At 70.2% G+C, this 26571-nt stretch carries 20 protein-coding genes and 1 pseudogene; 6 read left to right on the forward strand and 15 right to left on the reverse strand.

Going from position 1 to position 26571, the window contains the following annotated elements:
* The first annotated feature begins 283 nt into the window (after positions 1–283).
* The gene (locus AFR_RS37115) at positions 284–1303 is read left to right on the forward strand and encodes a LacI family DNA-binding transcriptional regulator (RefSeq protein ID WP_023561976.1); all 1020 of its coding nucleotides are present in this window, start codon (positions 284–286) and stop codon (positions 1301–1303) included.
* 717 nt (positions 1304–2020) lie between these two features.
* Here the strand turns inward: AFR_RS37115 and AFR_RS37125 are convergent.
* From AFR_RS37125 to AFR_RS37135, 3 genes are all read right to left on the reverse strand, one after another.
* Positions 2021–4639, reverse strand: a complete 2619-nt coding sequence (locus AFR_RS37125) for an EAL domain-containing protein (protein WP_052359557.1) — start codon at positions 4637–4639, stop codon at positions 2021–2023.
* Between the two features lie 189 nt (positions 4640–4828).
* Positions 4829–5104, reverse strand: a complete 276-nt coding sequence (locus AFR_RS37130; RefSeq protein ID WP_023561978.1) for a MoaD/ThiS family protein — start codon at positions 5102–5104, stop codon at positions 4829–4831.
* On the reverse strand, positions 5104–6180 hold the full coding sequence (locus tag AFR_RS37135) for a WD40/YVTN/BNR-like repeat-containing protein (RefSeq protein ID WP_023561979.1): 1077 nt from the start codon (positions 6178–6180) through the stop codon (positions 5104–5106). Before AFR_RS37135 ends, AFR_RS37130 begins: the two co-directional genes overlap by 1 nt.
* Before the next feature lie 65 nt (positions 6181–6245).
* On the opposite strand from AFR_RS37135, the gene AFR_RS37140 reads away from it, so the two are divergent.
* Positions 6246–6656 (forward strand): PH domain-containing protein, encoded by a 411-nt coding sequence (locus AFR_RS37140; RefSeq protein WP_148308185.1) that lies wholly within the window; start codon positions 6246–6248, stop codon positions 6654–6656.
* On the opposite strand, the gene AFR_RS37145 is transcribed toward AFR_RS37140, so the two are convergent.
* Positions 6600–7526: a 2-hydroxyacid dehydrogenase gene (locus AFR_RS37145; RefSeq protein WP_023561981.1), complete on the reverse strand. Its 927-nt coding sequence runs from the start codon at positions 7524–7526 to the stop codon at positions 6600–6602. The genes AFR_RS37140 and AFR_RS37145 overlap by 57 nt on opposite strands.
* Positions 7527–7633: 107 nt before the next feature.
* Between AFR_RS37145 and AFR_RS37150 the strand changes: the two genes are divergently transcribed.
* A complete protein-coding gene (locus tag AFR_RS37150) occupies positions 7634–8812 on the forward strand; it encodes a PQQ-dependent sugar dehydrogenase (protein WP_023561982.1) in 1179 nt (392 codons plus the stop codon).
* 51 nt (positions 8813–8863) lie between these two features.
* Positions 8864–10462 (forward strand): metallophosphoesterase family protein, encoded by a 1599-nt coding sequence (locus tag AFR_RS37155; RefSeq protein WP_041841420.1) that lies wholly within the window; start codon positions 8864–8866, stop codon positions 10460–10462.
* A 195-nt stretch (positions 10463–10657) separates the two neighbouring features.
* Here AFR_RS37155 and gatB read toward each other — a convergent pair whose 3' ends face one another.
* From gatB to AFR_RS37175, 4 genes are all read right to left on the reverse strand, one after another.
* Positions 10658–12151 (reverse strand): Asp-tRNA(Asn)/Glu-tRNA(Gln) amidotransferase subunit GatB, encoded by a 1494-nt coding sequence (gene gatB, locus AFR_RS37160; RefSeq protein ID WP_023561984.1) that lies wholly within the window; start codon positions 12149–12151, stop codon positions 10658–10660.
* Positions 12148–13623, reverse strand: a complete 1476-nt coding sequence (gene gatA, locus AFR_RS37165) for an Asp-tRNA(Asn)/Glu-tRNA(Gln) amidotransferase subunit GatA (protein WP_438829957.1) — start codon at positions 13621–13623, stop codon at positions 12148–12150. The genes gatB and gatA overlap by 4 nt, the downstream gene beginning before the upstream one ends.
* 23 nt (positions 13624–13646) lie before the next feature.
* On the reverse strand, positions 13647–13946 hold the full coding sequence (gene gatC, locus AFR_RS37170; RefSeq protein ID WP_023561986.1) for an Asp-tRNA(Asn)/Glu-tRNA(Gln) amidotransferase subunit GatC: 300 nt from the start codon (positions 13944–13946) through the stop codon (positions 13647–13649).
* Positions 13947–14198: 252 nt separating this feature from the next.
* Positions 14199–15893, reverse strand: coding sequence for a putative bifunctional diguanylate cyclase/phosphodiesterase (locus AFR_RS37175; protein WP_238547184.1), 1695 nt, complete (start codon positions 15891–15893; stop codon positions 14199–14201).
* 3 nt (positions 15894–15896) lie between these two features.
* On the opposite strand from AFR_RS37175, the gene AFR_RS48205 reads away from it, so the two are divergent.
* A complete protein-coding gene (locus tag AFR_RS48205) occupies positions 15897–16808 on the forward strand; it encodes a hypothetical protein (protein WP_238547185.1) in 912 nt (303 codons plus the stop codon).
* A gap of 345 nt (positions 16809–17153) precedes the next feature.
* Here the strand turns inward: AFR_RS48205 and ligA are convergent, their stop codons facing one another.
* Positions 17154–19253 carry an NAD-dependent DNA ligase LigA gene (gene ligA, locus AFR_RS37185; protein WP_238547419.1) on the reverse strand — a complete coding sequence of 700 codons (2100 nt, stop codon included), beginning with the start codon at positions 19251–19253 and terminating at the stop codon, positions 17154–17156.
* 236 nt (positions 19254–19489) lie between these two features.
* On the opposite strand from ligA, the gene AFR_RS37190 reads away from it, so the two are divergent.
* Positions 19490–19885, forward strand: a complete 396-nt coding sequence (locus tag AFR_RS37190; protein WP_023561990.1) for a type II toxin-antitoxin system PemK/MazF family toxin — start codon at positions 19490–19492, stop codon at positions 19883–19885.
* A gap of 1 nt (position 19886) precedes the next feature.
* On the opposite strand, the gene AFR_RS37195 is transcribed toward AFR_RS37190, so the two are convergent.
* From AFR_RS37195 to AFR_RS37220, 6 genes and pseudogenes are all read right to left on the reverse strand, one after another.
* A complete protein-coding gene (locus AFR_RS37195) occupies positions 19887–20240 on the reverse strand; it encodes a VOC family protein (protein WP_023561991.1) in 354 nt (117 codons plus the stop codon).
* Between the two features lie 44 nt (positions 20241–20284).
* Complete coding sequence (locus tag AFR_RS37200) at positions 20285–21283, reverse strand: methionine synthase (protein ID WP_041843231.1); 999 nt, start codon at positions 21281–21283, stop codon at positions 20285–20287.
* A 217-nt stretch (positions 21284–21500) separates the two neighbouring features.
* Positions 21501–22562, reverse strand: a pseudogene (gene mnmA / locus AFR_RS37205) (tRNA 2-thiouridine(34) synthase MnmA); the annotation flags it as partial.
* Between the two features lie 809 nt (positions 22563–23371).
* A complete protein-coding gene (locus AFR_RS37210) occupies positions 23372–24547 on the reverse strand; it encodes a cysteine desulfurase family protein (RefSeq protein WP_023561994.1) in 1176 nt (391 codons plus the stop codon).
* 105 nt (positions 24548–24652) lie between these two features.
* Positions 24653–25612 carry an electron transfer flavoprotein subunit alpha/FixB family protein gene (locus AFR_RS37215; protein ID WP_023561995.1) on the reverse strand — a complete coding sequence of 320 codons (960 nt, stop codon included), beginning with the start codon at positions 25610–25612 and terminating at the stop codon, positions 24653–24655.
* A 14-nt stretch (positions 25613–25626) separates the two neighbouring features.
* Complete coding sequence (locus AFR_RS37220) at positions 25627–26406, reverse strand: electron transfer flavoprotein subunit beta/FixA family protein (RefSeq protein ID WP_023561996.1); 780 nt, start codon at positions 26404–26406, stop codon at positions 25627–25629.
* Between the last annotated feature and the right edge of the window lie 165 nt (positions 26407–26571).

Below are 26571 nucleotides of genomic sequence, written 5' to 3' on the forward strand. Positions count from 1 at the left end.
AGTTGACGAACAATATTTACTGAACCGGATAAGTGACGTGACCGTATGACGCGGCTCACTACCTGTCAAGGCCGTGTTTCATGTTCGTGTCCACTCGCGGAATCAACCGATGTAAGCGCTCGTAAAGTGGGCTAAAACGCCCTCTATGCTTCCGGAGGGTTACGTGACAGCCTGTGGTCTGCAACACTTAACCGATCAAGTGATCCGCGCCCACCAGGCCCTGAACGCCGCGAGGTAGCGTGAGAGCGCTCCACCATTTGCGCGACAGAGAGGGGCACAGCGAGTGAAGCGGCCGACGATCGCCGACATCGCGCGCCGAGCCGGCGTGTCCAAGGGCGCGGTCTCGTACGCCCTCAACGGCCAGCCGGGCGTCTCCGAGGCGACCCGTCAGCGCATCGTCGCCATCGCCCAGGAGATCGGCTTCAACCCGAACAGCGCCGCCCGCGCCCTGTCCGGCGCCAGCGCCCGCGCCGTCGGCCTCACCCTGTGCCGGCCTGCCCGCATACTGAGCATCGAGCCGTTCTTCATGGGCCTGATCAGCGGTTTCGAGCAGGAACTGGCCGCCCGCTCGTTCGCCCTCACCCTCCAGGTCGTCGCCACACCCCAGAACGAGATCGACGTCTACCGCCGCTGGTGGGGCGAACGCCGCGTCGACGGCGTCTTCGTCACCGACCTCCGCGAAAACGACATCCGCATCCCGGTCCTGAACGAGCTCCAGTTGCCGGCCGTCGTCATCGGAGGACCCGGCGACACTGGCAACCTGGCCCAACTCTGGTCCGACGACGCCGGCGCGATCACCGAAGCGGTCCGCTACCTGATGGCCTTGGGCCACCGCCGCATCGCCCGGGTCGGCGGCCTTCCCGATCTCCTGCACACCCAGACCCGGACCAGGGCGTTCACCGAGGTCTGCGCCTCGCTCGGCCTCAGCGAAGCCGTAACGGTCCCCTCGGACTACACCGGCGAAGAAGGCGGTCGCGCCACCCGCCGCCTCCTGATCAACGCCGAACGCCCCACCGCGATCATCTACGACAACGACGTGATGGCCGTGGCCGGTTTGTCGGTGGCCCAGGAGATGGGCCTGTCCGTCCCGGGCGACCTGTCGATCGTGGCCTGGGACGACTCACCGCTGTGCTCCCTGGTCCATCCGCCGCTGACTGCGCTGAGCAGGGACATTGCGGCTTACGGGGCGCACGCTGCCCGCCAGCTTTTGGCCGCCATCGCCGGCGAACCCGTCAAGGACGTCGAGGAAGGCACCGCCCACCTCACCCCCCGAGGCAGCACAGCCCCACCCCGAGAAACCTGACCGCTTCCCGGGCCTCAGCCGTCACTGCGGCTCAAAACGACGCGGCTCAGCACGACGCCGACGCGGGCTGGCGCGGGCTGGCGCGGCGGCGCGGCGCAACCTTCACAAGCCCAACTTCAAGGATGTTGGGCCGACCTCGAAGCTTGGGCCCCAGCGCAACACAGCTCGGCGTAGTTCAGTCACGGCGCGGCGGTGGGCCGGAACCCTCACAAGCCCAACTTCAAGGATGTTGGGCCCACCTCGAAGCCGGCCCGCCAAGGCCCCAGCGCGACGCAGGTCGGCGTAGTTCAGGCGCGACGCGGGCGCGGCGGGGGCGCGGCGCGGCGGCGCAACCTTCATAGCCCCGACTTCAAGGATGTTGGGCCGACCTCGAAGCTCGGCCCGCCAAAGTCTCAGCGCTATGCAGCTCGGCGTGGCCGGGCACGGCCTTGATAGGCCCAACTTCAAGCATGTTGGGCCTGCCTCTAGGCCCGACCCGACAAGGCCCCGCGCAACGCAGCCCGCCGGGTTTGGGACTGTGTCCGCACGAACCTGGCAGGGTGCGGAGATCCGTTCAGGAGCCCTTGGGCGACTGGATCTCCGTGCCCGGTCTCGGCGGGAGCGGCGGTCAGTGCCATGCAACCAGGCACGACATCCTGCCCTTGAACTTGAACCGCCCCCGAACTTGAACTTGAACCCGCCCTCGAACTTGGACCGGCCTCGAATCGGATTTACCGCTCAGGCTCGGTGGCTGTCCAAATAGGCTTCCATGCGCTCGGCGGGAGCCGGCCTGGCCAGGGCAAATCCCTGGCCGTAGAGGCAGCCGGCGCGGCGAGCGCGGTCGATCTGTTCCTGGGTTTCCAGGCCCTTGGCCACTATTTCCAGGCCCAGCCGCTTGCCCAGGCTGACCACGACGTCGATCACCGCAGGCCCGATTGGGGGCTCAGCCGGCGTATTCACCAACCCCTGGTCGAGTTTGAGCATGTCGACCGGGAGGCGGCGCAGGTGGGAGAGGGACGCCTGGCCGGCGCCGAAATCGTCGAGGGCCGCGCGGACGCCGAGTTTGCGGAGGCCGGTCAGGGAGGCAACGATCGCCGGGACGTCTTCGGCGACCCAGGTTTCCTGGACTTCGACGACGAGGCGTTCGGGTTCGAGGCGGTGGCGGGCCAGGATTTCGGCGACGGTTTCGGGGAAGCGGGCGCTGAGCAGCTCTCGCGGGGAGACGTTGACGGAGAGCCAGAATTCGTTGTTGCCGCCGGGCCAGCTGGACAGGTGGCGGCAGGCGGCGTCGAGGACCCATTCGTCGAGGTCGGCGGCGCAGCCGACGGCGCGGGCGATCGGGAGGAGTTCGGCGGGGAGGATCGTGCCGAGTTTGGGGTGGCGCCAGCGGAGGAGGGCTTCGACGCCGACGGGCTGGGTGTCGCTGAGCGACACGACCGGTTGGAAGACGAGGTCGAGTTCGCCGCGGTCGGCGGCGCCGAGGAGTTCGCGTTCGAGGTCCATGCGGCGGTGGAGCTGGATCTCGACGTCGGTGTCGTACCACTCGACGCGGTCGCGGCCGAGCTGGCGGGCGCGGCTGCGGGCGAGGTCGGCGTGGCGGAGGACTTCTTCGGAGTCGTTGCCGCCGGCCAGTTCGGCGAGGCCGACGCTGGTGTGGAGTTCGACGATCGTGCCGGGCAGCTGGTACGGCTCCATGAGGAGCGTGACGATGCGGGTGGCCAGGGCGTAGGCCAGGACCGCCCCGTCGGCGGTGAGGACCGCGAATTCGTCGCCGCCGAGGCGGGCCGCGACGTCTTCCTCGCCGAGGAGGCTGCGGATGCGGCGGCCGACCTCGATGAGGACGGCGTCGCCGATCTCGCGGCCCTTGCTGTCGTTGATCTCGGCGAGGCCGTGGAGGTCGATCACCAGGACGGTGCCCTGCTGGCCGGCCCGGCGGCGGTACGCGAGCAGATCGCGCATCAGGGCGCGGCGGTTGGCGAGGCCGGTGAGCTGATCGGTGTACGACAATTTGTGCAGTGTGCGCTCGAGGTGCCGGCGTTCGCCGACGTCGCGGACGTGCACGACGAGGGCGGACACCTCGGGCACCGAGCGCTGATCGGCCACGGTGGACTCGGTGTCGCGCCACATGCCGTGGCCGTCGCGGATGCGGGCGTTGAGCAGGGCGGGCGGGCCGTCGTCGTGCTCGCCGGCGAGCAACGTCTCGATGCCCGCCTGGGCGCCGGCGGCGTCGTCCGGGTGGAGGAGATTGATGAAGGTGCGGCCGACCACTTCGGAGTCGGCGAGGCCGAAAAGTCGTGCCGCGGCCGGGGACTGCCAGCGGACGGTCAGTTTGTCGTCGAGGACCAGGGTCAGATCGGTGGCCCCGGCGACCAGCGACCGGAAGTGGGCTTCCTTGGTGCGGAGCTGGCCGGTGTAGCGGCGGATGTCGCTGACCACCAGCAGCTCGCGCATCGTCAGGATGGCGACCATCGCGATGCCGAGGGAGATCGCCGTGGGGTCGAAGTTGCCGACGAAGATGAGGTGGTAGAGCGCGGCGATCACGCCGATGCCGGCGGGCAGCGCCAGCAGCGGATAACCGGAGAGGTACAGGTCCTGCTCGCGCGGTGGCAGCGACTCCGGCAGATTGCGACGGGAGCCGCCCTCGGCGGTCAGGGCGAGGCCGGCGACGATCGGCAGGCCGAAGAGCGCGACGATCCAGTCGTCGTGGCCGGACAGGACCAGGTTGGCCACGGTGGACAGCGCGAGGAGGACGAGGATCGCGCCGAGCCCGCAGCGCAGGGCTGCCGGGCGGTGCAGCCGGGCGCGCAGCACGATGACGGTGACGATCGAGATGCCCGTCGCCGCGAGCAACGTGCAGACCAGTGTGGAATACGGGGCTTTGCCGAGCGGGCGCATCAGATAGGCCGCGAAGCCGAGCGCCACACCCAGACCGAGACCATCGAACGCACGGCGCAGGCGCACCGCGGCTGTGGAAGCAGCGCCGGGAAGAAGCATCGTGCCGAGCACGTAGAGCGTGGCGACCGCGCCGACACCGGCCGCGAGGTAGATGCCCTGGTGGGGTGGGCCGAGGTAGAGCAGTCCGGCGGTCACGCCGGTGACCAGTGCGGCCATGCCGATGAAGCCGGCGCCCCGGCAGGCCGCGAACGTGCCGTCGCGGTGATGGATCGCGAGCGCGGTGTGGACGAGCACGACGGTGGCCCAGAGGGCGACACCGCCGACCGCGATCGCTAGCGCGGCCAGATCCGGGACGAGGCCGGTCAGCGCGGCGATCAGCACCGCCGCGCCGAGGACCGGTGCGATCAGGAACGCCACCCGGTGGGACCGGGTGCCGGTGGGTGCTGGGGGCTGCACTGCCACGGGAGGCGTGATCCTCTGCGATTTGAGGGCGGGAGTCGAACAGGCCACGACGACTAGGAGGAGTCACCGCACCCACACCGGGTAACGAGTGTCCCTCGAACAGGTTACGTGCGTGCGGTTCTCCTTTGCACGTTCGGATCGTCGGCTATGGACGGCCAAACGGCAATCCGGAGGAAAGATCCCAGCCGTTCAGCCGCCCGCCACCGACGGCAGGATCTGGATCTCCGCAGCCGCGGGCACCGGGGTCTCCAGACCGCCCGACCGGCGGCAATCCTCCCCGTCCACATAGACGTTCACATACCGGCGAACGGTGCCGCTCTCGTCGCGGATCCGGCGTTCGAGCCGTGGCCAGCGCTCCCGCACCTCGTCGAGCACGGCACCGAGCGAGCCCTGTGCGGTCACCTCCAGGTGTGCGGACCCGCCGCACTCAGCCCGCAGGACACCTGGGATCAGCAGCGTCGGCATCAGTAACTCGCCGCGCGGACGCAGAGGATGTCGGGCAGGTGGGCGGTCACGGACGACCAGGTCTCGCCCTCGTCGCGGCTGGCGAAGACCTCACCGGACCGGGTGCCGAAGTAGACGCCCGCGGGCTCGGCGTCGTCCGCGCACATCGCGTCGCGCAGCACCACGGGATAGAACGGCTCGTCGGGCAGGCCGGTCTGCAGGGGCTGCCAGGTGTCGCCGGCGTCGGTCGACCGGAAGACCCGGCAGAGGTGGTCGACGGGCTCCCGCTGCCCGTCGCTGATCAGCGGGAAGCTCCAGATCGTGCCGCCGCGCCGGGGGTGCGCGACGATCGGGAAGCCGAAGTCGGCGGGCAGGGTGCCGGCGATCGACTGCCACGTGCCGCCGCCGTCGACCGACCGGTAGACGCCGTGATGGTTCTGCGCGTAGTAGTGGTCCGGGTCGGCGCCGTCGCGGGCGACCTTGTGGACACACTGGCCGAACTCGGGCCGAGGGTCGGGCAGGAAGTAGGCCTCGATGCCCTCGTTGGAGGGCGCCCACGACGCGCCGCCGTCGGTGGTGCGATAGACGCCGCCGGTCGACATGGCGACGAGCACCCACTGCGGGTCGGCGGGGTGCGGCAGGACCGTGTGGATCGCCTGGCCACCGAAACCCGCACCCCAGTCGGGCCGGTGCGGGTGGTCCCACAGGGCCCGGACCAGCTCGAACGTGCGCCCGCCGTCCTCGGAGCGGAAGAGCGCCGACGGCTGCACACCGGCGTAGACCACGTCCCCCTGCGCCGGGACGATCTGCCAGACGCGCTCGACCGCGGCACCGGTGTCCGAGGGGAAGGCCAGCGGAGCTTTGTCGGGCTCCTGCCAGGTCGCGCCGAGGTCGTCGCTGATCACGACGCTCGGGCCGAAGTGGGAGCTGTCCGCCCCGGCCAGCAGCCGCGGCGCCGGGCCGCGTGTGTCGATCGCGACGGCGTAGATCGAGTGTCCGGAGAAGTGCGCGGAGCTGACCTTCCAGCTCTGCCGGTTGTCGTCACTAGTGGCCAGGAACAGGCCTTTCTTGGTGCCGATGGCTAGCAGCTCGGTCATGCCCAGCATTATGCGCGGCAGGTCCGACAAGAACCCGGGATCCGGCGGGTGGGAGGATGAGGAACGTGAGTCGAAAGCCCGTCATGCGCGTCCGTAAGTCCGGCGCCCTCATCGTCGCCGCGCTGATCGCGCTCGTCGGCACCATCCCGTTCGCCGGTGCCCGGTGGCAGCTCGCCCCGATCCTGCTGATCCCGCTCGCCATCCTGATCTGGGCTTGGCGCGCCGGCACCGACGTGACTCCCGAGGGTCTTCGGGTCCGGGCGCTCTTCGGCTCGACCAGGATCCCCTGGTCGCGGATCTCCGAGCTGGCTCCCGACGACCGGCGGCAGGTCTCGGCGCTGCTCACGGACGGCAAGGTGATCAAGCTGACCGGTGTCACCACCGCCAACCTGGCCGCCGTGATCGCCGTGAGCGGCCAGTCAGTATCCGTCGACGACCCGGTTGACCAGGGTCTCCCCGGCGGCGAACCGGCGTAGCTGGGCACCCGCGAGACCGTAGGCGCGGGGAAGCAGGCCGAGCACCGCACCGCCGGTGTGCGGCGTGATGAAGACGTTCGGCAGCTGCCACAGCGGGTGGCCGGCGGGCAGCGGCTCAGGGTCGGTGACGTCGAGCGCCGCGGAGATCCGCCCGGAGGCCAGCTCCGTGACCAGCGCATCGGTGTCGACGACCGGCCCGCGTGCGGCGTTGACCACCAGCGCCCCGTCAGGCAGCGCGGCCAGGAAGCTCGCGTCGACCAAGCCCCGCGTCTGCTCGGTCAAGGGCACGACCAGGACAACCACTTCCGCGTACGGGAGCAGCACCGGCAACTCGTCGACGGCGTGCACGTCGTGCTCGGGACGGGCTGTGCGCGCGACCCGCGTGACGGTGACCTCGAAGGGTGCCAGCCGCTGCTCGATGGCCCGGCCGATCGACCCGGCACCGACGATCAGCACCCGCTTGCCGGTCAGCTCGGGTGTCGGCGTGAACGCGCCCGGCGTCCATTCCTGCCGCTCCTGGGCCCGCGCGAACGCCGGGAACTGCCGCAACGAGCCGATCGCGGCACCCAGGACCCACTCGGAGACGGAGGCGTCGTGCACGCCCCGGGCGTCACAGAGCTGCACCGGGGAGGGCACACGACCGACCCAGTTGTCCGCGCCGGCCGAGAGCAGCTGGACGACCTCGAGACCGGTCAGCTGCGGCAGCAGGTCCGAGGCCTGCACCTTCGCGCTGAACGGTGGCACCCAGAACTTCACGTCGGCGGGGTCGGACGGCAGCGTGGCCGCGTCCTCACAGACCTCGACCTCGACACCGGCCGGCAGCTCGCCGAGCAGCTCGCGGCCCTTCTCATGAGCGATCCAGACCTTCACCGTCCCCAACTTAGCCGCGCCGCGGGCCTCGCGCCCGGTCCGGATCCCAGGTGTGCCGGACGTCCCAGCCGGCACGGCTACCCTGGACCGGGAAACGAGGAGGTCGTGTGATCGAGCGCAGTCCGAGAGTCCGCGCACGCGCTGTGACGCGTGGCGCCGTGGCTCTGGTTGCCGTGCTGGCCCTGACCGCCGCGTGCAGCTTCGGCCCGCCCGAGCCCGACGTGGCCGGCGAGCCTCCCAACCTGCCCACCCCGTCGGTGTCGGCCGGTCCGGACAGCGACGGCGACCGCGCCGCGGCCGCGACGGTGCTGGCCAAGGGGCTCGAGGTGCCGTGGGGTCTGGCGTTCCTGCCCGACGGCGGCGCCCTGGTCACCGAGCGGGACACCGGCCGCATCCTCCGGGTCGGACCCGAGTCCGACGCCGAGGGTCTCAAGGTCGTCGAGGTGCAGCGCCTGTCCGAGGCCGAGGCGGGCGGCGACGGCGGCCTGCTCGGCATCGCGGTCTCACCGAAGTTCGCCGACGACAACACGGCCTACGTCTACTACTCGACCGCCAAGGACAACCGCGTCGCGAAGCTCCAGCTCAAGGGGAAGCCGCAGCCGATCCTGACCGGCATCCCGCGCTCCGAGAACGACAACGGCGGCCAGCTTGCCTTCGGACCCGACAATTTCCTGTACGTGACCACGGGCGACGGGACCGCCGCCGGCACCCAGGCGCAGAACCCCAAGAACCTCGGCGGCAAGATTCTGCGGATCACTACGGCGGGCAAGCCGGCGCCGGGCAATCCGGTCAAGGACTCGCCGGTCTGGTCCTCCGGTCACCGCAACGTCCAGGGCATAGCCTGGGACGCGAACAAGAAGATGTACGCCGGTGAGTCGGGTCAGAAGACCAACGGCGAGCTGAACGTGATCCAGAAGGGCAAGAACTACGGCTGGCCCACGGTCGACGGCAAGGGCACCAACACGAAGTTCACCAATCCCCTGGTCACGTTTCCGATCGAGGACTCGTACTGCTCGGGTGTGGCGGTGCTGGAGAGCATGATCGCCACCGCGTGCCTGCTGGGGCAGCGGCTGTGGATGGTCGACGTGACGGGCAACGGCACGCTGCTGGGCCAGCCCCGAGCCCTGCTGACCGGCGAGTACGGCCGCCTGCGCGCACTGGTCGCCGCACCGGACGGCTCGTTCTGGGTCACCACCTCCAACCAGGAGGAAGGCGGCGAACCGGGACCGGACGACGACATGATCATCAGGTTGGTGTTCTCGGACGGCGGGGCGGGCCGGAGTTAACACGCGTAACCGTTTGACGTCCGGCACACGGGGGCAGGTCAGCCGTTGACCATGAACGAGAAGATTTCTGTGGCGACCGCCGCGGCACGCCGCCTCTGGGCGCGTCCGTGGGCCCGCCGGCTCCGCGTCTGGGCCGGAGTTGTCGCCGTCAGCCTCACCGGCGTTGTTGTCGGCACTATGCTGTTCGCCCAGTCCGAGATCGCCGTCGGGCCGTTCCGCGCGGACATGTCGATCAGCCCGTCGATCGAGGGCGGGACCGAGGTGGACATCCCGCCGCTGGGCTCGTTGCATCTCGACAGCCACGACGGCCCGATCCACCTCAAGGTCGACCTCGGCTCCCTGGACCAGGGACGCACCGAGGCGCTGATCGACGACCCCACGGCCATCAGCGCGGCCGGACAGTCCGCCGTCGACGACGTGACCAAGGGTGTGCTGCAGCTCGGTCTGCGCGCGCTCGGCGCGGCGATCGTGTGCTCGCTCATCCTGTCGGCGCTGATCTTCCGCAACATCCGGCGGGTGGCGTCCGCGGGGGTTCTGGCGCTGGTGGTGACCGGTGGCAGCCTCGGACTGGCCGTGGCCACGATCCGCCCCGACTCGATCAGCGAGCCCCGCTACGAGGGTCTGCTGGTCAATGCGCCCGCGGTCGTCGGTGACGCCCGGCGGATCGCCGACAACTACGGCCGGTACGCCGACCAGCTCCAGGAGCTCGTCAGCAACGTTAGCCGCATCTACACCACGGTGTCGGCGCTGCCCGTCTTCGACCCCGCCGGCGGCACGACCCGCATCCTGCACGTCTCCGACCTGCACCTGAACCCGACGTCGTGGGGTGTGATCCGGACGGTCGTCAAGCAGTGGGACATCGACGCCGTGGTCGACACCGGTGACATCGTGGACTGGGGCAGCAGCGCCGAGACGTCGTACGTCAACTCGATCGGCCAGCTCGGTGTCCCGTACGTGTACGTGCGCGGCAACCACGACTCGACGGCGATCCAGGCGGCGGTCGCCCGGCAGACCAACGCGAAGGTGCTGGACAACGACGTCGTCACGATCAACGGCCTGACCATCGCCGGCATCGGTGACCCCGAATTCACTCCGGATAAGAGCGAAGCCCCCGCGGCGAACGCGGACGACCCCGGATCGTCCCCGTTGCTCCGCAGTGGCGAGGAACTAGCGACCACGATCCGCGCCTCGAAGACGAAGGTCGGCGTGGCCCTGGTCCACGACCCGGCGATGGCACCGCCGCTGTCGGGTGTGGTGCCGCTGGTCCTGGCCGGCCACCTGCACAAGCGTGAGGTCAGAACGCTGGACCAGCCGTCCCCGGACCCGTCGGCCTCCCCGGCGCCGTCGGCCTCCGCGGGTACGCAGGCACCGCTGGAGACGCGTCTGCTGGTCGAGGGTTCGACCGGCGGCGCCGGGCTGCGTGGGCTGGAGAACGAGGAGCCGACGCCGCTGACGATGTCGGTCCTGTACTTCGACGAGAGCCAGTCGTTGAAGGCCTACGACGACATTCAGCTGGGCGGCACCGGCGAACAGAACGTGACCATGCAACGCAAGGTCATCGGCACCGACCCGGAGCCGACCACGAACCCGTCGGTGTTCAACGGTGTGACCCCCGGCCTGACCCCGAACAGCGCACCCCCGAGCCGCTGACGCCGCTCGCACAGCTCGCACCGCCGACGCCGCGCCCGCGATCTTGGACGTGAGGGGCCCTCCTGGGGGCCTCGGACGTCCAAGATCGCGAGGGTCTCCACCGCTCTCCGCCCGGATGCGGGCCGCACAGGGCCGGGACGGCAGCGCCCGGCCCTGTGTGTCACAGGACCGGGCGTTGTGCGTACTGGGAAGGGACTAGGAAAGGCGCGCCAGGATCAGCTCGCGGACGGTCTTGGCGTCGGCCTGGCCGCGGGTGGTCTTCATGACCGCGCCGACCAGGGCGCCCGCCGCGGCGACCTTGCCGTCGCGGACCTTGGCGGCGATGTCCGGGTTGGCGGCGATGGCCTCGTCGACGGCCGCGGTGAGCGCGCCCGTGTCGGAGACGACGCCGAGCCCGCGGGCCGCGATGACCGCAGCGGGGTCACCCTCGCCGGAAACGACACCCTCGAGGACCTGACGGGCGAGCTTGTCGTTGAGCTTGCCCTCGTCGACCAGGCCCTGGAGCTGCGCGACCTGCGCCGGTGTCGCACCGACGTCGGCCAGCTCGACGCCGGTCTCGTTGGCGCGGCGGGCGAGCTCACCCATCCACCACTTGCGGGCGCCGGCCGGGGTGGCGCCGGCGGCGATGGTCTGCTCGATGAGCTCGGTCGCACCGGCGTTGACCACCGACTGCATCTCGTCCTTGGAGATGCCCCACTCCTCGGCCAGCCGGGCGCGCTTGACGCTCGGCACCGGCGGCAGGGCCGCCTTGAGCTCGGCCACCCACGCGGTGTCGGGCGCGATCGGCACGAGGTCGGGCTCGGGGAAGTAGCGATAATCGGTGGCGGTCTCCTTGGAGCGGCCCGGGCGGGTGTCGCCGGTGGTCTCCTGGAAGTGCCGGGTCTCCTGGAAGATGCGGGTGCCCTCGTTGAGCAGCATCGCCTGCCGGATGATCTCCGAGCGGACCGCACGCTCGACCGACCGCAGCGAGTTGACGTTCTTGGTCTCGGTGCGGGTGCCCCACTCGTCGCCGGGCAGGTTGAGCGAGGTGTTCACGTCGCAGCGCATCGAGCCCTGCTCCATGCGCACGTCGGACACGTTCAGCGAGCGGATGATGTCGCGCAGCTCGGTCACGTAGGCCTTGGCCACCTCGGGCGCGCGGGCGCCCAGGCCGGGAACCGGCTTGGTGACGATCTCCACCAGCGGAATGCCGGCCCGGTTGTAGTCCACCAGCGACTCGGTCGCGCCGTGGATCCGGCCGGTGGAGCCGCCGACGTGCAGCGACTTGCCGGTGTCCTCCTCGAGGTGGACCCGCTCGATCTCGACCCGGAAGGTCTCACCGTCGATGTCCACGTCGACGTACCCGTCCACGCAGAGCGGCTCGTCGTACTGGCTCGTCTGGAAGTTCTTCGGCATGTCCGGGTAGAAGTAGTTCTTCCGGGCCATGCGGCACCACTCGGCGATGTTGCAGTTGAGCGCGAGGCCGATGCGGATGGTGGCCTCGATCGCGGCGCGGTTCGCGACCGGCAGCGCACCGGGCAGGCCCAGGCAGACCGGGCAGACCTGCGTGTTGGGTTCGCCGCCGAAGACGGTCGGGCAGCCGCAGAACATCTTGGTGTTCGTGCCGAGCTCGACGTGCGTCTCCAGGCCGATGACCGGCTCGTAACGGGCGATCGCGTCCTCGTAGGAGGGGAGCACGGTCGTACTCATGCGGCGGACTCCAAACTGAGCTCGGGCGGGGTGAACGTCCCGACGGCCGACTCGAGCGCTGCGGCGACCCTGTACATCCGGTCGTCGGCCATCGTCGGCGCCATCACCTGGAAGCCGACCGGCAGACCCTCGGACAGACCGCACGGCACCGAGATCGCCGGACCGCCGTAGAGGTTCGTCGGGATCGTGTAGAGGTCGGCGAGGTACATCTGGTACGGGTCGGAGGTGCGCGACCCGAACGGGAACGCCACGAACGGCGTGGTCGGCGAGATGAGCACGTCGACCTGCTCGAACGCCGTGGTGAAGTCCCGCGTGATCAGCGTGCGGACCTTCTGCGCCTGGCCGTAGTAGGCGTCGTAGTAGCCGCTCGACAGGGCGTAGGTGCCGAGGATGATGCGCCGCTTGACCTCGGGCCCGAAACCGGCCTCGCGGGTCAGCGACATGACCTCCTCGAGCGACCGGTTGCCGTCGTCGCCGACCCGCAGGCCGTACCGCACACCGTCGAAGCGGGCCAGGTTGGACGAGGCCTCACTCGGCGCGATCAGGTAATAGGCCGGCAGGGCGAACTCGAAGTGCGGGCAGGACACCTCGACAACCTCGGCGCCCAGCTTGACCAGCGCCTCGACGGACTCGCGGAAAGCCGCCATGACGCCGGGCTCGGCGCCCTCCCCCGCGAACTCCTTGACGATGCCGAGCTTGACGCCGGTCAGGTCACCGGTCGCGCCGAGCCGGGCGGCCGCCACGACATCGGGAACAGCCTGCGGGATCGACGTCGAGTCCCGCACGTCGTGACCGGCGATGACCGAGTGCAGCAGCGCCGCGTCCTCGACGGTCCGGGCGCAGGGGCCGGGCGTGTCCAGCGAGGACGAGAAGGCGATCAGGCCGTAGCGCGAGGTGCCGCCGTAGGTCGGCTTCGCACCGACCGTGCCGGTGACCGCGCCGGGCTGCCGGATCGAGCCGCCCGTGTCCGTGCCGATCGCCAGCGGCGCCTCGTAAGCAGCCAGCGACGCCGCGCTGCCACCACCGGAGCCGCCGGGGATCCGGCCGAGGTCCCACGGGTTGTTGGTCGCGCCGTAGGCGGAGTATTCGGTCGACGACCCCATGGCGAACTCGTCCATGTTGGTCTTGCCGAGCATGACCGTGCCGGCGCCCCGCAGCCGCTCGACGATGGTCGCGTCGTAAGGCGGCTTCCAGCCCTCGAGAATCTTGGAGGCGGCGGTGGTCGGCACACCCTTGGTGGCGATCACATCCTTGACCGCGACCGGCACACCGGCCAGCGGACCGAGCGCCTCACCCTTGCTGCGCTGCTCATCGACCTTGCGGGCCGCCTCGAGGGCACCCTCCCGGTCGACGTGCAGGAACGCGTGGACCCGCTCGTCGACAGCGTCGATCCGCGCCAGATGTGCGGTGGCGACCTCGACAGCGGAAGCCTCACCGCTGCTGATCAGACCCGCGATCTGCGCGGCGGTCATCCTGGTGACGTCAGACACGGTGCTTATTCCTCCTCGTCCAGGATGCGCGGCACGCGGAACCGGCCCTCGGCGGAGTCGGGAGCGCCGGACAGCGCCTGCTCCTGCGTGAGGCTCGGCTGCACGACGTCGTCGCGGTAGATGTTGGTCAGCGGCACCGAATGCGAGGTCGGCGGGATGTCCTCGGCGGCCACATCACCGATCCGGGCAACCGACTGCAGAATGACGTCGAGCTGACCGGCGAACCGATCGAGCTCCTGCTCGGTCACGGCGAGCCGCGACAGGCGCGCCAGATGCGCGACCTCTTCGCGGGAGATGGCGGCCATCGTGCCCCCTTGGTGGTGGATGTCGCTGACCAGAGGAGTCTATTTCGCCAGCGGGGTGGGGCGGCGGGCGGCTCCCCCGGTCTGTGGATAACTTCCGGATTTCCAAGATCAAGATCTGGATGTCGTAGCTCGGTGGGTGGCGCAGATCGTCGCTCCCGCCGAGAAAGGGCTGCGTGAGCCAAGGCCTCAAGGCTTTTTGAGCCGAAGTTCCAGTTCGATTTCGTGGCGGACAGGGATCGGCATCAGCACTCCTCAGGGTGCCGGCACCGCCAGGGCGCCGGGTTCGCGGCCGGGTCGCAGGGGACGGTACCGAATGAGCCAGCCGGCCAGGTCCGGCGCCGGCATCGGGCGGGCGTGGAACCAGCCCTGCGCGGCGTGACAGCCCGCCGACGCCAGCAGCCGCCAGGTGCGCTCGTCCTCGACACCCTCGGCGACGACCCGGAGGCCGAGCGAGTCGGCCAGTGCGATCACCGAGCGGACGATCGCGGCGTCACCACGGTCGGTGGCCATGCCGAGGACAAACGAACGGTCGACCTTCACCTCGGACAGCGGCAGCCGGCGCAGGTGCTGCAGTGACGAGTAACCCGTGCCGAAGTCGTCCAGCGAGATCGCCACGCCCATCCGGTCCAGCCTCGTGATCGTGTGCAGCACGCGGTGCGGGTCCGCCATCAGCGCGCTTTCGGTGATCTCGAGCTGCAGCAGGTCGGCCGGCACGGCGTACCGGTGGAGGAGCTCGTCGATCTCGTCGGCGATGTCGGTCGCGTGCAGGTCTCGGACGCTGACGTTGACCGAGGCCCGCAAGGGCCGGCCTGCCGCGCGCCAGGCCGCGAGCTGGGCGATCACCTCGCGGAGCACCCTGCTGGTCAGCAACCGCATCACCGGTGTCTGCTCGGCGACCCGCAGCAGCTTCTCGGGGCCGACCATGCCGCGCACGGGATGCCGCCAGCGCAGCAGCGCCTCGACACCGACCACCTCGCCGGTCGCGATGGCGATCTGCGGCTGGTAGTAGAGCGTGATGCCGTCGGCGGCCGGATCGTTCGCCGGTTCGGCCTGCACGGCCAGGCGCAGGTCGGCGAGCAGCGTCAGGTCGGGCGTGTGGTGCTCGGCATCCCGCGCATAGAGGGCGATCTGGTCACCGCGCTCCTTGGCGTCGTACATCGCGGATTCGGCCTGGCGCAGCAGCGAGGCGCCGTCGCCACCACGCTCGCACTGCAGCGCGATCCCGATCGAGGCGCTGACGTCGATGGGCAGCCCGTCGAGCGCGAACGGCCGGACAAAAGCCTCGGACAGGTGCGCCGCCAGCCGCCGGGCCGCAGCCGGCCCGTCGACCCGCGTGGCCAGCACGGCAAATTCGTCACCGCCGAGCCGCACGACAAGATCATGAGCCGGTACGGCCGCAGCCAGCCTCCGCGCGACCTCGACCAGGAGCCGATCGCCGCTGGTGTGCCCGAGCGCGTCGTTGACCGTACGGAACCGGTCGAGATCGAGCAGCAGCAACGCCAGGCGGCGCTCGGGCCGGTGCAGCCCTCGCCCCACTCCCCGCTCGGCCACCGACGTCTGCAGCGCGCGCCGGTTGGGCAGCCCGGTCAGCGCGTCGACACGGGACGCCCGCTCGTACTCACCCGCGGACCGCACCATCCGATGCACGGCGTGCAACGCGAGCAGCACCAACGGCACGAGAGCCAGCCCGACCTGTGCCGCCGCCAGCACCACGGGCCCGAGCAGCAGCAGCGCGGCCGTGGCAAAAAGCTCGACACCCCAGCGCTGCACCCGCCGCCGCTTCCGCCCATCGGACGACCACCGCGCAATCACCGCATCAATCGCGTAGCGCGCCAAAATCCATGCAGCGGCGGCAGCCACTGTCAGCAGCGCGTCGTCCCAGCGCGGCTCCGCACCGATGTGCAGCCCGGCCACACCGGCAACCGCAGCAGCCCCGGCCAGCGCCACGGCATGCTGCAGCGCAAGATGAAGCGCCCGCCGCGCGGACTGCCGCATCCGCACCCCGGCAACAGCCATCGCGGCCAGCTGCACAGCCAGCGCAGGCACAAACCCCCAAGCGAGCGCGATCCCAAAGGTGAAGCAGATCGACGGAAGAATGACCGAACTGGCCCGGCGGTTGGCCACGACATAGGGCCGCGCGTCAACGGCCAGAGCGAGCACCGCCATGACCCAGAAGCCGGTCGGCAGCTCAGCGAAGACATCCGGCATGACGCCCCAGAGCGCGAGGTCGACCAGCAGCGCGCCACCTACGGCAACGACGGCTCCGCGCCGCGCGGTAACGGATCGCGCCGCGCCGGGCAGGGTGTCCCGCTTGGCCGGCCAACGCCGAGCTGTCCGCTTCCCGGCGCGCGTTCCACCCTCATCCGCCTGCGCGCCGCTCACGGCCGCTTCGGCTACGAAGTGCTCATCCACGTCCCGGTTGGCCGCCCGCCGCGCCGCCGCAGACTGTTCACCAACAGGGCGTTCACCCTCGAGGCGATCAGCTTCAGAGCGGTCGACGGCAGGACGGTCACCGAGGCGATCGGTCTCAGACCGGTCACCCGCAAAGCGATCGATCTCGGACCGGTCACCCGCAGCGCGTTCATCGTCGAGGTTGTCGGCGTCAGAGCGGTCACCCGCCGGGCGATCAACCGCCCGACCGTCACCTGCCGGGCGGTCAACTGCCAGGCGGTCACCTGCTCTGCGGCCCGCCGCAGACCCGTCACCCGCGGCGCGTTCATCCTCGAGGCGGTCGGTCTCAAACGGGCCACCCGCAAGGCGGTCGGTGGCAGGGCCAGGGTCCAAGGCTCGGCGATCCACCCCAGCGCCGCCCGGCGCCCCGGTGCCCGTCGGCCCGGCGCCCATACGAGAGTCGGGGGCTGAGCACAAATCGGCCGTCGTGCGCGAATCGTCGTCCGGCGGTGAGTCGTTGCACGCGCGAGGGCCGTCGCCGGGGCCGCCATCGGCGGCGTGGCCTGTCTCCGGCGAGTTACCGCCGGCGGGCGCGCTGGTGTTGCGCTCGCCGGCCGGCTCGCCTTCGCCCGGCATGGAGCTGCGCTGTTGTGCGGCACCCATGCGACCTCCACGGTGGTGTCGACCGAACGATCTTCCTCACCATAGATCCGCGTGGACAAAACTACGCGAAACAGACTCGCCGTTACCAAATCGGCATATCTCCGGGAACGGGGAACCCCGAATAGTTCACCCGTTGGGGGTCCCACGGGCGGGTTATCCGGCCTCCTCGTTCGAAGGCTTCGCCGCCGCCTTCTTCTTCGGCTCCTTCACCGGCTCCTCGGAGATCTCGGCGACCGCACGAGCAGCCTCGGGGCCGTCCGCCAGCAGCACCGCAAAGCCCGCCTCGTCCAGCACCGGCACCCGCAGCGACAAAGCCTTGTCGTACTTGCTGCCGGGGTTGTCGCCCACCACCACAAAGCCGGTCTTCTTGGAGACCGACCCGCTGACCTTGCCGCCCCCGGCCATGATCGCCTCGGAAGCCTCGTCGCGGGTGTGGGTGGACAACGTCCCGGTCACGACCAACGTCAGACCGGCCAGCGGACGCGGGCCGCTCTCGGAGTGTTCGTCGGCCATCTTGACGCCGGCTTCGCGCCACTTGCGGACGATCTCGCGGTGCCAGTCCACCGAGAACCACTCGCGGAGGCTTTCCGCGATCGTCGGCCCGACCCCGTCCACCGCGGACAGGTCCTCGATCGGACCGTCCTCGACCGCAGCCTCGATCTTCTCCATGGACCCGAACTCCAGGGCCAGCGCCCGCGACGCCTTCGGACCGACGTGCCGGATCGACAACGCCACCAGCACCCGCCAGAGGGGCCGCTGCTTCACCTCCTCGAGGTTCTCCAGCAGCTTCACGGCGTTGCTGCCCAGCGTGCCGTCCATGTTGACGAAGAACGGTGACCGCAGCAGGTCGTCCGCGGTCAGGCTGAAGAGGTCACTCTCGTCGGTCAGGATCCCCGACTCGTAGAGCGCGCGGGCGGCCTTGTAACCGAGCACCTCGATGTCGAGAGCGTCCCGGCTGGCCAGGTAGAACAGGCGCTCCCGCAACTGCCCGGGGCAGTGCTGGGTGTTGGGGCAGCGGATGTCGATGTCGCTCTCCTTGGCGGGAGCGAGCGGCGTGCTGCACTCGGGACACACGGTCGGCATGACAAACGGGTGGGCGTCGTCCGGTCGCAGGTCCATGACCGGCCCGAGCACCTCCGGGATGACGTCACCGGCCTTACGCAGCACGACCGTGTCGCCGATCCACACACCTTTGCGCTCGACCTCACGCGCGTTGTGGAGCGTCGCCTGCGCCACCGTCGAGCCGGCGACGAGGACGGGCTCCAGCACGGCGTACGGGGTGACCCGCCCGGTGCGCCCCACGTTGACCGCGATGTCGAGGAGTTTGGTGGTGACCTCCTCGGGCGGGTATTTGAACGCGATCGCCCAGCGTGGCGCCCGGCTCGTCGAGCCCAGCCGCCCCTGGATCGCGACCGAGTCGACCTTGACGACCACACCGTCGATCTCGTGCTCGACGGAGTGCCTGTTCTTGCCGTAGTACGCGATGTAGTCGCGCACCTCGTCCATCCCGTCGACCAGCCGCCACCGCTCGCTCGTGGGCAGACCCCAGGACTTCAACGCCTCGTACGCGTGAGACTGCGAGTCGGGCCGGAAGCCTTTGCGCGCGCCGATGCCGTGCACCACCATGCGCAGCCCCCGCGACGCGGTGATGCGCGGATCCTTCTGCCGCAGGCTGCCCGCGGCGGCATTACGCGGATTGGCGAACGGCGCCTTGCCCTGCTCGACCAGCGACGCGTTGAGATCGGCGAACGCGGACGCCGGGAAGTAGATCTCGCCCCGCACCTCGAGCAGCTCGGGCGGGTTGTCGTCGGCCAGCCGCTCCGGGATCTCACGGATCGTCCGGACGTTGGAGGTGACGTCCTCACCCGTGCGACCGTCGCCCCGGGTCGCGCCGCGCACCAGCCGCCCTTTTTCGTACGTGAGGTTGATCGCCAGGCCGTCGACCTTGAGCTCGCAGATGAACCGGACCGGAGCGCCCGCGTCGCGCTCGGTGCGCTCGGCCCAGGCGGCCAGCTCGTCCTCGTCGAAGACGTTGTCGAGCGACATCATCCGCTCGGCGTGCTCGACCGGCGTGAACAACGTGGAGAACGTGCCGCCGACATTCTGCGTCGGCGAGTCGGGGGTGCGCAGCGCGGGAAAACGCTCCTCGAGCGCCTCGAGCTCGCGCAGCAGCTTGTCGAACTCGGCGTCCGAGATGGTCGGCGAGTCGAGCACGTAGTAGCGGTACTGATGGCCGCGCAGCTCGTCACTCAGCTCGGCGTGCCGGGCGCTGGCCTCGGAGGTCGGCTCGGCACCGGCCGCCGCGACCTGCTCAGCAGTCGGCCGGCCCTCCGCGAGCTGCTCGGCGGCCGCGGCCGACCCCGTTTCGACAGACTGGTTCTCAGGCACCGGGAGACCTCCGTGTTCGGCTTTCCAGTGGCACGTTAGTCGCCCGGTCCGACAAAACTGCCGACATGCGGGGCCGGGCGTCGGCGAGGTACGTTCTGCCGATGGCGGACTGGCGGTTGTGGCTGGTGGCGGCCCTGGTGGTAGCGATGGTGGCGGCGGCCTGGCTGCTGCGCCGGCGACTGCGCAGGTCCCGGCCGAGCAGCGGGGACATCTGGTGGGCCGACGTCCCGTACGCGAGGGGCCGGGGTTCGAAGTTGCGCCCTTGCCTGGTTCTGCGCCGCGGCCGCGACGGCATCACGGTTCTGAAGATCACCAGCCAGGACAAGAGCCACCGCCGCGACCACGTGCTGATCCCGACCCGGCGCTGGGACGCCCGCGCGGACCACGACTCCTACCTCAACCTGGGCGAGCCCATCCTGGTACGCCCGTCGGCGTTCCATCACCGCGCGGGCACCGCCGACCGCCGTACCCGTCTCCGGGTCGCGGCCCGGCGCTGAGTCACCAGACGAGGCAGAAGGGGTGGCCGACCGGATCGGCGTAGACCCGGAAGTCCTTGCCGCCACCGTCGAGCCGTTTTGCGCCGGCCGCCAGGGCCCGCTGCTCGGCGAGTTCGATGTTGTCGACGCGCACGTCGAGGTGGAACTGCTGCGGCCGGTGCCGGTCGGGCCAGTCCGGCGGGAGCAAGTCGGGCGCCTTCTGGAAGCCGAGGCCGGGCGCGTCCGAGTCGGTTCTGATGGTCACCCAGCCGTCCTCGTCGTGGACGACGTGCATGCCCAGCAGCTCGCTGTAGAAGCCGGCCAGGGCGCGCGGGTCGGGGCAGTCGATGACGACGGTGTCCAGACGTCCGATCATGACTGAATGATGCCCGCCCGAACCGCCCAGGACCGCCGAAACCGTCAGACTTCGGCCAGACGGCGACCGGCGTCCCGGCAAGCGTTCAGCACCGCACGCACGTAGGGCTGCGGCGCACCGGCCAGCCCGCACTCGGGAGTGATCACGACCTGCTCCGGCAACCGGGCCGCGGAAAAACCGAGCCGGCTCCACAGTGTGCTCACCCGATCGGCGATCTTCGCCGACGTCGGCGGCCGAGCCCCCGGTGCCGGCACCGTCGCCACCGCACCGGCAAAAAGCCCGAGCCCGGCCTCCAGCGCCTCCCCCAGCGGATCAAGATCCTTGACCAGCCCGAGGTCCAGCGCCACAGCCGCGGCCCCTGCATCCCGCACAACCTGCAAAGGTACGCCCGGAGCACAGCAATGCACGATCACCGGCACCCCGACCGCCTCGACGATCGTCCGCAGTCCGGTCGCCGCGTCCGGCCCGTCGACGGCCCGATAGGCACTGAAGCCGCTCTCGGTCGGGATGTGTCCGTCGAGGACCGCCGGCAGCGAAGGCTCGTCGAGCTGCAGCAGCACCGAAGCCCGCGGAAGCCGCCGCTGCACGTCGGCGACATGCCGCCGCAGCCCCTCGGCCAGCGAGTTGGTGAGGTCACGCACGGCGCCGGCGTCGCGCAGCATCCGCCCACCGATCGCCAGATCCAGGCTTGAGGCCAGCGTCCACGGCCCGGCGGCCTGAACCTTGATCGGCCCGGCGTACCGGTCGGCCTGCTCGGTCAACTGGTCCAGGTCACGCTCGAGCAGATCAGCGATCCGCCGCTGGTCCTTCCCGGGCCGGAGCGCCATCTGCCAGCGCCCCACGTACAGCTGCACGGGAAGCTCGACCAGAAAACCGGCACTGCGCCCGATCATGTCCGCACCGGGCCCGCGCGCCGGCAACTCCGCCAGATGCGGCAGGTCGGGCAACTCCCCCATGATCAGCCGCTGAGCCTCGGCGATGTCGGTCCCGGGCAACGACCCGAGCCCGGTAGCCGCCCCGACCGGCCACGGAAAGTCACTCACCCCGCGACGACCCAGCTCCACCAGAACGCGCAGCACTACCGACCAACGCAGAACCCTCAGCCGAAGCCGCACCACCCGCTCCAGCCGCGTGATCGGCCGAAGCTGCCCCGCCGCCCGGAACCGAACCGGAACCGGCGACCTCCGAACCGGCCGAGAGGACCGCGGAGCCGGCCGAGGTGGAGGCGGGAGCCTGCGAGGGTGGGTTGGCGGGGAGGCCGGCGGAGATAGTGGCTGAGCCAAGGACGATGTCGCCGTCCGGGTCTGGGCGGTAAGCCACGATCGCCTGACCGGCCGCAACACCCCGGGCCGGCGAGTGGAGATGCGCCACCAGGCCGTTTGCGTCGACCGTCACCGCCGCCTTGACGACCTCGCCGTGAGCGCGCAGCTGAACCTCGCACTCGACCGGCGTCTCCGTACCGTGCCAGATGGGACGGGCTGCCGTGACCGTGTCGACCTCGAGGTCCTCGCGGGAGCCGACCGTGACCGTGTTGGTCTTCGGCGTGATCGACAGGACGTAGCGCGGGCGGCCGTCAGGGGCCGGGACCCGGAGGTCGAGGCCCTTGCGCTGGCCGACCGTGTAGGAATAAGCGCCCGCGTGCTGCCCGAGAACGGCACCCGTGCGGGAGTCGACGATGTCACCCGGCGACTCACCCAGGCGGGAGGCCAGGAAGCCGCGGGTGTCCCCGTCGGCGATGAAGCAGATGTCGTGGGAGTCCGGCTTGTCGGCAACGGCAAGGCCACGCTCGGCGGCCTCCTCGCGAACCTGGGCCTTCGTCGAGTCGCCGAGCGGGAAGATCGCCCGGTCGAGCTGCGCGCGAGTCAGAACGGCCAGGACGTACGACTGGTCCTTGGCGATGTCGACGCTGCGGCGCAGGTGGCCGTCCGCACCCAGACGCGCATGGTGACCGGTGACAACGGCATCGAAGCCGAGCGCGACCGCCCGGTCCAGCACAGCCTCGAACTTGATCTTCTCGTTGCAGCGCAGGCACGGATTCGGGGTCCGCCCGGCCGCGTATTCGGCGACAAAATCGTCGACGACATTCTCATGGAACTGGTCCGCCATGTCCCACACGTAGAACGGAATCCCGATGACGTCGGCAGCCCGCCGCGCATCCCGAGAATCCTCCAGCGTGCAACAACCCCGCGCACCGGTCCGATAGGTCTGCGGATTCCGCGCCAGCGCCAGATGCACACCGGTCACGTCATGACCGGCATCACGGGCGCGCGCGGCAGCGACGGCGGAGTCGACTCCCCCGGACATAGCTGCAAGCACTCGCACACAGCAAGCCTATCCGCCGCCCCCGACAACGTTCACCAGCGGCAGCCACATCACCGCAGAGTAGGCATCCAACCCCACAACGCAGCGCCTCCCGACCGAAAGCTCGAGATGGGCGGCCCGAGGTGGGCCCAAGGTGGCGGTTGGAGCAGCGCAAAAGCGCGAGGCGTAGGTGAGCAGGCAGAGGCGCCGGGCGGGACTACGCGAGGCGCCAGGCGGACCGCGAGACGCCAGGCAGGAAGGCGCAGGACTGCGCCTACCGAATCCCCAACATCAAGGAAGTCGGCGCAACACAGACGCCAAGCGCGAGCCGGGGAAGGCGCGAAGGCCCGAGACCGAACCTGCCGAGACCCCAACATCAAGGAAGTCGGCCCAACACTGCCGCGAGGCACGGGACCGGCCCCGCCAAATCCGACATCAAGGAAATCGGCCCAACACCGCCGCGAGACGCAGGACCAGCCCCGCCGAAACCCCAACATCAAGGCAATCGGCGCCACACGGACGCCCAGCGCAAGGCGCCAGGCGGAAAGCGCGAGACCGGGCCTGCCAAATCCCCGACATCAAGGAAATCGGCGCAACACAGACGCCAAGCGCAAAGCGCCAGGCTGAAAGCGCGAGACCCGGCCCACCGAAACCCCGACATCAAGGAAGTCGGCGCAACACGGACGCATGGTGCCGGACGCCAGGCGAAAAGACGCGAGGCGCGGAAGACGCGTGGCGGACGCACAAGGTGTGGTGGGGACTCGATGTCCCCCCGCAGCAGCCGCCCGGCAGGCAGGGCTGCGGGCAGGGCCGCTGACGCGGCCCGCCGGTCAGCGGGGCGTTTTCCAGGCGGTGGCCCGGCGGGCGCGTTCTACCGCCCCAGGCAGAGCCGCCAGCAGCGCGTCGATGTCGGCCGCTGTAGACGTGTGGCCCAGCGTGAAGCGCAGCGAGGATCGCGCGCGGTCGTTGTCGGCGCCCATGGCCAGCAGGACGTGGGACGGCTGGGCGACCCCGGCCGAGCAGGCCGAGCCCGTCGAGCAAGAGATGCCCTGGGCGTCCAGGAGGAGGAGCAGGGCGTCGCCCTCGCAGCCGGGGAAAGAAAAGTGGGCGTTGCCTGGGAGACGGTCCGTGGGGTCGCCGTTGTAGACCGCGTCGGGCACTGCTTCGCGGACGCGGGAGGTCAGGTCGTCGCGGAGGGCGGCGATTCTGGCGGCGTACTCCTGCTGGGTTTTGACTGCGGTTTCGACCGCGACGGCGAACGCGACCACGCCGGGGGTGTCGAGGGTGCCGGAGCGGACGTCGCGTTCCTGGCCGCCGCCGTGGAGGAGGGGGGTGGCGGCGATGTCGCGGCCGAGGAGGAGGGCGCCGACGCCGACCGGGCCGCCGAGTTTGTGGCCGGTGAGGGTGAGGGCCGCGGCGCCGCTCGCGGCGAAGTCGACGGGGACCTGGCCGACGGCCTGGACCGCGTCGGTGTGGAACGGGATGCCGGCGCCGGCGGCCAGGCGGGCCAGGGCGGCGACGGGCTGGATCGTGCCGACCTCGTTGTTGGCCCACTGGGTGCTGATCACGGCGATCTCGTCGCCGTGCTCGGCGATCAGGGCGGCCAGGGCTTCGGGGTCGACGCGGCCGGCCTCGTCGACGGCGAGCCAGCTGATGTCGGCTCCCTCGTGGCTGCCGAGCCAGTCGACGGCGTCGAGGACGGCGTGGTGCTCGACCGCCGACGCGACCACGCGGTTGCGGCGCTGGTCGGCGGTGCGGCGGGCCCAGTAGATGCCCTTGGTGGCGAGGTTGTCGCTCTCGGTCCCGCCGCTGGTGAAGATCACTTCGGAGGGGCGGGCGCCGAGGACTGCGGCGATGCGTTCGCGGGATTCTTCGACCAGCCGGCGGGCGCCCCGGCCGGCGGCGTGCAGGGACGACGGATTGCCGACCTCGCGGGCGGCGGCGACGTAGGCGTCGAGCGCTTCGGCGAGCATCGGCGTGGTCGCCGCGTGATCCAGGTAGGCCATCACGGAGAAGCTTATGCCTTGAGCCGTCAACCGAAACGGCCCGGATGCACGGCGCGAAAAACGGCCCGGCGGAGAAGACCGCCGGGCCGCTTCGAACAACCGTGATTATTTGCGCTTGCGGATCTCGTCGTCGGCCTGGGGCACGATCTTGAAGAGGTCGCCGACCACGCCGAAGTCGGCCAGTTCGAAGATCGGGGCCTCGGGGTCCTTGTTGACCGCGACGATCGTCTTCGAGGTCTGCATGCCGGCCCGGTGCTGGATCGCACCGGAGATGCCGAGCGCCACGTAGAGCTGCGGCGACACGGTCTTGCCGGTCTGGCCGACCTGGAACTGGTGCGGGTAGTACCCGGAGTCGACGGCCGCGCGGGAGGCGCCGACGGCACCGCCGAGCAAGTCGGCCATCTCCTCGACCAGCTTGAAGTTGTCGGCGTTGCCCACGCCGCGGCCGCCGGAGACGACGATCGAGGCCTCGCTGAGCTCCGGGCGGGAGCCCTTCTGCTCGGCGACCCGCTCGACGACCTTGGTGAGCTTGTCGGTGTCCGAGACGGTGATCGTGAGCTGCTCGATCGCCGGGGTGGCCGGGGACGGCGCCGGGGTCACGGAGTTCGGGCGGATGGTGATGATCGGCAGGCCCTTGGTGACCTTGGACTTGACGATCGTGGAACCGGCGAAGACGACCTGGGTCGCCGTGCCGTCGGCGGCCACCTCGACCGCGTCGGCCAGCAGACCGTTGTCGAGCTTGACCGCGAGCCGGCCCGCGATCTCCTTGCCCTCCTGGGTCGCACCGAGCAGTACGGCGGCGGGCTGGATGCGCTTGACCAGCTCGGCGACGGCAGTGGCCTTCGGGGCCACGAGGTACCCGTCGATCTCCTCGCCCTCGCCCGCGTAGATCTTCTCGGCGCCGTACTCACCGAGCTTGGCGGCGAGCTGTTCGGCCGCTCCGGCGCCACCGAGCACAACGGCCGAGACGGAGCCCAGCGTGCGCGCGATGGTCAGCATCTCGAGCGTGACCTTCTTGACGCCGGCGGCCTGGGAGGCCTCGACGACGACCAGTACTTCAGCCATGGTGGGAGCCCCTCTCAGACGAACTTCTCGGCGGCGAGGTACGCGACGAGCTGCTCGCCACCCGTACCCTCGTCAGTGATCTTGGTGCCGGCGGACCGCGGGGGCCGCTTCGCGAACTCGACCACCGCGGAGGTCGCGCCGGCCGTGCCCACCTCGTCGGCGGAGATGCCCAGGTCGGCGAGCGACAGGCTCTGCACCGGCTTCTTCTTCGCGGCCATGATCCCCTTGAACGACGGGTAACGCGGCTCGTTGATCGTGTCCCAGACGCTGACGACGGCGGGCGTGGCCGCGGTGACGACCTCGTAGCCCTCGTCGGTCTGCCGCTCGGCGGTCAGCTGGGAGCCGTCGACGGTGAGCTTGCGGGCGCCGGTGAGCGCCGCGATGCCGAGCCGCTCGGCCAGCATGTGGGGCATGACCTGGACGCGGCCGTCGGTCGACTCGGCGCCGCAGAGCACCAGGTCGGCATTGAGCGTGCCGAGCGCGGCGGCCAGCACCTTGGAGGTCGCGACGGCGCAGGAACCGTGCAGCGCGTCGTCCTGCACGTGGACGGCCTTGTCGGGGCCCATGGAGAGCGCCTTGCGGATCGACTCGGTGGCGCGTTCGGGGCCCATCGTCAGGACGGTCACCTCACCACCGTGCGCCTCTTTGATCTTCAGCGCTTCCTCGATGGCGTACTCGTCCATCTCGTTGATGACGTTGTTCGCCGAGGTGCGCTCGACGGTGTTGTCGCCCTCGCTCAGGGTGCGCTCGGCACCGGAGTCGGGCACCTGCTTGACCAGTACGACGATGTTCATCGCGCTTCGACGACCCTCCTGTTGTGTGGACGCACGTCTTGCTGCCGGAACCGCGGCCCCCTTCGGAGGTTACCCGTCGGTAGCTTATGGGTCTCCACCACCAAGAGTGACTCACCTCACCTCGGTGTCCGGCGTGGCCTCATCTTCTCCCACCGCTCAGGCCGA

This window comes from Amorphoplanes friuliensis DSM 7358, assembly GCF_000494755.1.
GTDB classification, from domain to species: Bacteria; Actinomycetota; Actinomycetes; order Mycobacteriales; family Micromonosporaceae; genus Actinoplanes; species Actinoplanes friuliensis.

Excerpts from the sequence above, each read along its gene's own strand:
- AFR_RS37130 (WP_023561978.1), bottom strand. The coding sequence starts at position 5,104 with ATGCCGACGCTGCTGATCCCAGGTGTCCTGCGGGCTGAGTGCGGCGGG.
- AFR_RS37135 (WP_023561979.1), bottom strand. The coding sequence starts at position 6,180 with ATGACCGAGCTGCTAGCCATCGGCACCAAGAAAGGCCTGTTCCTGGCC.
- AFR_RS37155 (WP_041841420.1), top strand. The coding sequence starts at position 8,864 with ATGAACGAGAAGATTTCTGTGGCGACCGCCGCGGCACGCCGCCTCTGG.
- gatB (WP_023561984.1), bottom strand. The coding sequence starts at position 12,151 with ATGAGTACGACCGTGCTCCCCTCCTACGAGGACGCGATCGCCCGTTAC.
- gatA (WP_438829957.1), bottom strand. The coding sequence starts at position 13,623 with ATGACCGCCGCGCAGATCGCGGGTCTGATCAGCAGCGGTGAGGCTTCC.
- gatC (WP_023561986.1), bottom strand. The coding sequence starts at position 13,946 with ATGGCCGCCATCTCCCGCGAAGAGGTCGCGCATCTGGCGCGCCTGTCG.
- AFR_RS48205 (WP_238547185.1), top strand. The coding sequence starts at position 15,897 with ATGCTGCAGCGCAAGATGAAGCGCCCGCCGCGCGGACTGCCGCATCCG.
- AFR_RS37190 (WP_023561990.1), top strand. The coding sequence starts at position 19,490 with ATGGCGGACTGGCGGTTGTGGCTGGTGGCGGCCCTGGTGGTAGCGATG.
- AFR_RS37195 (WP_023561991.1), bottom strand. The coding sequence starts at position 20,240 with ATGATCGGACGTCTGGACACCGTCGTCATCGACTGCCCCGACCCGCGC.
- AFR_RS37210 (WP_023561994.1), bottom strand. The coding sequence starts at position 24,547 with ATGGCCTACCTGGATCACGCGGCGACCACGCCGATGCTCGCCGAAGCG.
- AFR_RS37215 (WP_023561995.1), bottom strand. The coding sequence starts at position 25,612 with ATGGCTGAAGTACTGGTCGTCGTCGAGGCCTCCCAGGCCGCCGGCGTC.
- AFR_RS37220 (WP_023561996.1), bottom strand. The coding sequence starts at position 26,406 with ATGAACATCGTCGTACTGGTCAAGCAGGTGCCCGACTCCGGTGCCGAG.